General features: G+C 31.3%; 6 protein-coding genes. 4 read left to right on the forward strand and 2 right to left on the reverse strand.

Annotation, left to right across the window (positions count from 1 at the left end; translation table 11 throughout):
- Window positions 1–1,325: 1,325 nt before the first annotated feature.
- From AB1444_15980 to AB1444_15990, 3 genes are all read left to right on the forward strand, one after another.
- Window positions 1,326–2,396 (forward strand): glycosyltransferase family 4 protein, encoded by a 1,071-nt coding sequence (locus AB1444_15980; protein ID MEW6528154.1) that lies wholly within the window; start codon window positions 1,326–1,328, stop codon window positions 2,394–2,396.
- Between the two features lie 64 nt (window positions 2,397–2,460).
- On the forward strand, window positions 2,461–3,537 hold the full coding sequence (locus AB1444_15985; GenBank protein MEW6528155.1) for a glycosyltransferase family 4 protein: 1,077 nt from the start codon (window positions 2,461–2,463) through the stop codon (window positions 3,535–3,537).
- Window positions 3,538–3,788: 251 nt separating this feature from the next.
- A complete protein-coding gene (locus tag AB1444_15990; protein MEW6528156.1) occupies window positions 3,789–5,216 on the forward strand; it encodes a flippase in 1,428 nt (475 codons plus the stop codon).
- An 83-nt stretch (window positions 5,217–5,299) separates the two neighbouring features.
- On the opposite strand, the gene AB1444_15995 is transcribed toward AB1444_15990, so the two are convergent.
- Window positions 5,300–5,632 carry an ATP-binding protein gene (locus AB1444_15995; protein ID MEW6528157.1) on the reverse strand — a complete coding sequence of 111 codons (333 nt, stop codon included), beginning with the start codon at window positions 5,630–5,632 and terminating at the stop codon, window positions 5,300–5,302.
- Here AB1444_15995 and AB1444_16000 point away from each other — a divergent pair.
- Complete coding sequence (locus AB1444_16000) at window positions 5,577–5,822, forward strand: haloacid dehalogenase-like hydrolase (protein ID MEW6528158.1); 246 nt, start codon at window positions 5,577–5,579, stop codon at window positions 5,820–5,822. The two genes, AB1444_15995 and AB1444_16000, sit on opposite strands and share 56 nt — an antisense overlap.
- Here AB1444_16000 and AB1444_16005 read toward each other — a convergent pair.
- On the reverse strand, window positions 5,791–6,252 hold the full coding sequence (locus AB1444_16005) for a coiled-coil domain-containing protein (protein ID MEW6528159.1): 462 nt from the start codon (window positions 6,250–6,252) through the stop codon (window positions 5,791–5,793). The two genes, AB1444_16000 and AB1444_16005, sit on opposite strands and share 32 nt — an antisense overlap.
- Window positions 6,253–6,468 lie beyond the last annotated feature (216 nt).

The following is a 6,468-nucleotide window of genomic DNA, read 5'->3' on the forward strand; positions in this document are numbered from 1 at the left end:
TTAATTTTTTTATCAATATTTTATATATGTTATTGGTGTATATTTAATAATAATTTAAAATTACAAAATTTACTTATTCTTATATCAAGTTATATATTTTATGGTTGGTGGGATTGGAAGTTATGTCCCGCTTCAATGAAAAGGGGAAGAAAATAGGATAAAAAATAAGCTAGTAAATTCTCCGAAAAATATACTGGAGGAACAAATGACCAAGAAGAGAAAGCGTTTTAGTCCTGAGGAAAAGTTCAATATTGTCAAGTAGATGCTAGGCAAAGCAAAGACAGTTAGTGAGATAAGTGAAGAGTATAGCATTCATCCAAATATGTATTACCGCTGGCAGAGTGAATTTTTTTAAAGCAGACTTAAATGGCTTTAAAGAAAAATCACAAGGCCCAACAAAGGCAGCTCGGAATCGTGGTGAAGTCATGAGATTGTTCAGTATCAGTTTTACGTGCATCATCACTGGCATATAGATATAGCATATGTCATAATGAGCAGAGTGCATTACTATCTGGCATTCATGCTTGACGGTTTTTCAGGTTTTTTATATACTGGGAGCTTTTGACCTATATTTCGGGATTGTCCGAACTGAAGCATTGTGACCTACTAGTCAGGCATATTATGGTGAGGGTATAAAAGTCATTGAAAAATTTGTTTATGAATATAATAACAAAAGGTATCATGCAGGTATTGATTATTTGAAACCTTTTGATGTATTTCATGGCAGAAGACCGGCTATACTTGCAAACCAAGAACAAAAATTAAAGCATCCTCGGCATGAAAGATTTACCAAGAATGCTGAATTAAATTGTATCTAAATTGGGGATTTACCCGCTTAATTTAACCGGCAAAAATTCCCATTTTATTGAAGCTAAACAGTTACAAATCTCTGTAATTTCAGCTTCAACGATTTTAAGGTATGATTCAATGCCAAAGGAAATTATCCGCTCAAGAAGTGAATGTTCAAGGTCTTGGCGCAGAGTTTTTTCATTAATTCTCGATTTTCTTACTTGCTTTTTTGTCCCTTTTTTTCAACTTTCATTTTTGGTATTTCCTTTTGTTTAAAATTATTGCTTGAGGGTGTCCCAAAATAAACAGTGGGACTCTCAATGACGCGGGTGCAAAGTCATTACGAGCGTAGTGCTTGTCCTGAGCTTGTCGAAGGGAAGCAATCTCAATGCCACAGAAGAAAAGATTGCTTAGTTACTTCATTCCTCGCAATGACAGGAGGGCAAAAGTCATTGCAAAGAGATGTCTTTTGGGACATCCCCTGGAGATGACAACCAATTTACAACATCATTTGGGACAAAATCTATCTTCCAATTATGAAAATTGCATATATACTTTATCATGACATTACTACAAACAGTGGTGTTACTAAAAAAATAAACGATCAGGTGGAGCAGTGGCATAAAAATGGCCATGAAGTACAAGTTTATGCCAATGTGCCAAGGCAAGGATCTTCTATACTTGAAGCAAGGCAATATTTAGTTGCATCACCGTGGAAAGAGAGATTATTTAAAAATTGTAAAATATTGGATGAATTAGAAAATTTCAATCCTGACATAGTGTATTATAGATATGATATTTGGTCTAAGACACTATCAAAAATATTACAGAAGTATAAGGTTGTTACCGAGTTAAACACATTAGATGTTCATGAATTCCTTTTACTTTTCAAGGCAAGAAAAACAATACGATCTTTATTGATTTATCTGGCGTATAGATTATTACGAGGCTTAATATTTAATAATGTGAAGGGTATTGTAGCGGTAACAAAAGAGATAGCAGATGATTTTTCAGTAGCAAAATATAAAAAGAAAACCACATATATTCCCAATGGTATTAACTTAAATGAATACCATACAATTAAAGATCCTGAATATTCACAGTCAAGAACCGCACTATTTTTTATGGGTACCCCCAATCAACCCTGGCATGGTGTTGATATAATTGAAAAACTTGCTATGTATTTACCACAATATGATTTTCATATAGTAGGCATATATAGGGAAAAATTGGTTCCCAATCTCTACTGGCATGGCTATTTACAAAAAGAGGATTATATAAAAATTCTTAAACAATGCCATGTTTGTGTAGGGACTCTTGCCTTATACAGAAACAACCTTACAGAGGCATGCCCAATAAAAGTGCGTGAATATTTAGCGTATGGGTATCCTACTATTATTGGATATAAGGATACATCGTTTCTTACCAGTAATCCGGATTTTCTATTTTATTTAAAACCATCGTTGGATAATATTGATGAAATGGTTAGTTTTATAGAAAAAAATAAAAAAAGAATTGTTCTTCATGATGAAATTAAAACAATTTCTACTGAATATACTGAAAAACAACGATTATTATTTTTTGAAGAGATAGTTAATAATCAATAAGACATTCATAGATGCTCTAATATATGTCTTTTGATTGTTTCTAAAATAAAAGGAATAAATGCAAATGAAAATATTTATTATGTTTCCCAAAGATTCAGAAGCATTATTTACTAAAGATAGTAGCAGAACATTTGGTGGTGCATCAGTTCAGATGTATAATATTGCAAAGGAATTAAATAAATATAAAGATATACAAACGTTTTCAATTATACCTGCTTATGATAAAATGGATTTTGATGATTATGATAAATTTAATCTGGTTAAGTTATATAATGAGAAAGATTGTGGCATAGTTAAATTTTATAAGTTTATCAAATATACTATTATTAGCAAACCTGAAGTTATAATTCAACATGGTTTAATGACTGAATCGTGTATCCTTGCATTTATTTGTTGGATTTTGAAAATAAAATTTATTTTTATGTTTGCACATGATGTTGAAGTTAAGGGTTTACGACAAGCAGACCAGTCAAGAGTACTACTATTTTTTTTACTCAGGAAGTTTGCATATACTATAATAACACAGAATAAATATCAGCAAGATACTCTTTTACATGATTATAAATGCAAAAGTATAATTATTTATAATGGTTTTGAAATAAAAAAACGAAATAAAGTACAAAACAAAAAATATATTTTATGGGTTGCCCGTTGTGATTCATGGAAACAACCTGAGGTGTTCTTACAACTGGCAAGGAATAATCCAGACCTGCAATTTTGCATGGTATGTCCCAAAAGTCAGGATGAAAGTTTGTTTAACAATATTAAGAAACAGGCTTTAATTATAAAGAATGTTACATTTATAGATTTTGTTCCATATAGTAAGATTGATGAATTATTTATACATGCTTTATTGTTTGTGAATACGTCATTATATGAAGGATTTCCGCAGACTTTTATACAGGCAACTATGAATGGAGTGCCAATAGTGACATTGTATGCAAATCCTGAGGATTTTTTAGATAAATTCCATTGTGGGTATTATTGCAATGGCGATGTAGAGTTATTAAATAAAAAAATAAGAGAATTAACCGGTGATAAAAAAAAATATAAAATATTATCTGATAATGCTTATAAATATGCTATTGAAAATCATAATATTGAGTTAAATGTTAAGAAAATTATTAGTATACTAAAATAGTCATGCCATGTATGAATAAGTACAATCCTTTAAAATTATTTTTTCATACTTATTCATTCAAAGAGTAGGAAGGTGCTAACCAAAAAAAACAAAATTTTTAAAGAAAAATCCAATTATTTGAATTCTGATTATTTGGCAATAAGTGTACTGTATAAAAACAAAATAAAACAGCTTTTAGAAAAATAAATATAAATTGTAATTTTAATAGGGATATAATAAAAGGACGTATACTTTTAATCAAACCAAAATCAATGACAACAAAATCAAAAATATTTAAAGATACAGTAATAGTAAATACAGCTTCATTTATTGAAAAAGCACTATTTTTTGTATTAAATATACTGATAGCCCGCTATCTTTCGGTTGAACATTTTGGTGAATATTCAACAGCTCTAAGCTATGCAACCTTTTTTTCCCTCATGACAGACATCGGAATAAATGTAGCTTTAATAAGGGCACTGAACCTGGAAAGAGAATACGAAAATGAACATTTTGCCAACGCCTTTTATTTAAAATTGAGTTTGTCTGTAACCATGTATATAGTTATGGCAATCTCTTTGCTGGTTACAGGGTATAACAGGGATGTTGCAAATCTAACCCTAATACTGGGACTGGTGCGCATTGGCAATGAATTTATGAAGACATACTATGCAGTTGATGAAGCAAAGCAAAAATTTGTATTTCCTTCAATTGTTAATTCACTGTATGTTGTGTTTTTTTTTCTTGGAGTAATAGCTGTTATTGTCCTTCAGGGTAATTACTATCATCTATGCTTAATTAGGCTTGTAGTAGTTTATCTTTGTATTGTGCTCCTTACAGTACATATTATTACAAAAGTACAATTCAGGTTCCAGAAATCTTTATTTATATCATTCATAAAGAGTGCTGTACCTTTTTCAATAATTGCGATACTTACTAACCTTACATTTAGAATCAATGCAATTATAATATCTTTAATGGTTGGTACAACACAGGTTGGATTTTTTAGTAACAGCATTTTATTTATAGATACACTTGCCATAATTCCTGATAATCTCAAAAAAATACTTATGCCTGCACTTTACAGTGCTTTAGAAAAAAAGGATGGATCCAAATTCCAATTTTCTTTTGATATTTTGAGCAAATATTTTGGAATTGTTTCATTTTATCTTATGCTCGTATTATTTGTATATGCTAAAACTATTATAACTACAATATTTGGGAACAAGTATTATGATTCAGCAATCCTTTTAAAGATTATTTCGTTTTCAGTTCCATTTGTATTTAATGTAGCATCAATTTTATTGGTTGGGAAGGATCGGCAGAGTGTTCTTTCCCGGATAATGCTGATATCAACAATAGTAAATATTGTGGCAAATATTGTTCTTATTAATATTTTAAACATAAAAGGTGCTGCGGCTTCAGTCAGTATTACATATGCAACAATTTTTTTCATGAGTCACTATTACTTAAGAAAGCTTGAATCTATTAAAATGGTACCAGTATTTAAAAAATATGTTATTATAGGAGCGATAGTTTTTGTTGTATGTTTTATCTATGAGTTCCTAAATTTTAAGCAGGTATCGTTCTATTCTTCATTTTTATTTATATCCATAGTGTATTGGTTTCTTATTTTTGCATTTATAATGAATAAGGATGATATTCGTATTATACAGGAGATGATGAGTGTAAAAAAATGAAGCTCGTTCTATATTAACTGTTTTATTTTTCTATTGTGTTCTGCAAGTGTCGAGGGCCATCATATTCCCCACCCCAAAAACGCTTAGACCACTATTGTGAAAATCTTAATTTTCATTTTTCCGTCAACAATATTATTCATGGAAATGCCATTCTTTTTGCAATATGTATCGCCTCTGTTAACAATGATCTTAATAGCACCAGGAACCAACCTGTCCAGTATAGCACCACCAACGACAGGGTCAGGAAAGCGGCCATACCAATCTTGAGGTGGTCTGTTTGATGTAATCACTATGAGCAACCTACCAAGACGCGAAATTGATGCATCTGTTCTATTGTAGTTCTCCTTAGTAAATAATGTATTGTATATCTCGAACCACCTAAGGTTAGAGGTAAAGTATGGCCTTTTAACAGGCAAGTTTTTTGGAAAAAATTGTTATGGCCCACAAAAGGTAAAACGAATCAAAGAAATATATAATCTTTATGATTACCAAAAAATCTATGCCTATGGCGATAGCAAAGGGGACAAGGAAATGTTGGCAATTGCTGATGAAAGAATATATCGCTGGGCAGTCATCACCGCCAAACCTGAAACAACCCCACAATGACTCCAATAATCGTAATAGTCTGGGTAATGAAAAACCCAAAAAGCCATTTTAAAATGTCTGACTTTACCTTGTGAATCTCAACCCTTACTTTTTCTATCTCAACTTGCATTTCTGCTTTCACCTGCTCAATCTCTTTGGTAAGTTTAAGCTCTACATCCTTTATTTCTCTGGTGAGCTTAAGTTCAACTTCTCTAATTTCACCCCGCACCTGCTCAATTTCTTTGGTAAGCTTAAGTTCAACTTCTCTAATTTCTTTACGAGTTTGCTCAATTTCTTTCACTAATTTTAATTCGGTCAAGGCAATATCCTGTCGCGTCGCCACCTGATTGTTGCTTATTGCCTCTTCCACTTTCTCAATAAACTCTGCCAAAACCTTTGCCTTTACCTCATCATCCTTAAATGCCTCATATACCCTTACTGCAAATCCCATTATCTCCTCCATGTACAATGATAACTCACCCTACGTATGCTATCAATATACCTACTATTTACTCTATAAGTCAATTAAAATATCACCGTTATTATACCGTAACCCCAAATAGAATAAACAATATCGTATTGTAATGTTGCATAAATCGATTTAAACGTTATAAATATAACAGTTTTTTGTTATAAATATAACAAAATGTTATATTTTATGACAACA

It is taken from the genome of Spirochaetota bacterium, assembly GCA_040756435.1.
GTDB lineage: Bacteria > Spirochaetota > UBA4802 > UBA4802 > UB4802 > UBA4802.